Annotated in this window: 1 protein-coding gene and 1 pseudogene; one reads left to right on the top strand and one right to left on the bottom strand. The window is 28.4% G+C overall.

Features of this window, described 5'->3' with window-relative positions:
• Positions 1-28: 28 nt before the first annotated feature.
• The gene (locus tag ACWIX0_RS13940) at positions 29-199 is read right to left on the bottom strand and encodes a hypothetical protein (protein ID WP_454174579.1); all 171 of its coding nucleotides are present in this window, start codon (positions 197-199) and stop codon (positions 29-31) included.
• Between the two features lie 297 nt (positions 200-496).
• Between ACWIX0_RS13940 and ACWIX0_RS13935 the strand changes: the two are divergent.
• Positions 497-749, top strand: a pseudogene (locus tag ACWIX0_RS13935) (hypothetical protein); the annotation flags it as partial.

The raw sequence follows: 749 nt of genomic DNA, 5'->3' as shown, positions 1-749 counted from the left end.
GAAAATGATAAGAAAACAACCGCTTAAGTTAAATTGAGCCTAAATTATTTGTCGAGTTTGTAGGATTTTGGCTTAAATCCTGCGTGGCTAAAGCAAACGAACAAAACGCAACAAAACAAATAGATTTTGGCAAAAAGATTTTACTATTAGATTTTGCTTTGTGCTGATAAGTATCCTTAAATGCGCTATTTTGTAGCATATTTACCCCTTGTATTTAGATTTGATAAAAGCTACTTTTGGTTATTTTAGGTATTTTGAACTAATTGCAAAATAAGTAAATATTAAAAGTAACTCTTATGATTTTTTGGAATTATGCACTTTTAAAATAAATTTGGATATAAAATTATGTAAATTTTGATAGTTTTTTGCAAAATATTTAATAAATCTAAATCTTGCAAACCTCTTTTGCCAAAATCCAAAAACTATTAAAAAAAGCGCGCAAAATAATTAACAAAAGCTCAATCCAACTTAATCCCACATAAAGGAGTCTTAAGTTATGATGTCAGCGATGAAAAACAAGTATATCATTCGTTCAAGAATTTCAGAGGCAAAAACAAGAGAGATTATTAAATATATTTCTACTTCGCTTACGCTTGTAGCTTTTGCAAGAAGTCTTGATATTGAGGCTGTTAAAATTGCAAAATTAAGCAACATTTCTCGTCAAAGTGTCAATAAAATCATCAATCAAATTCGCATTTTAATCGCACAAGAATGTGAAAAAATCTCTACATTAAATGGTGAAATCGAAG

Source organism: Helicobacter sp. T3_23-1059, from assembly GCF_053654515.1.
Note: the sequence above shows the minus strand (reverse complement) of the source record. Positions and strands in the feature narration are given on the sequence as shown.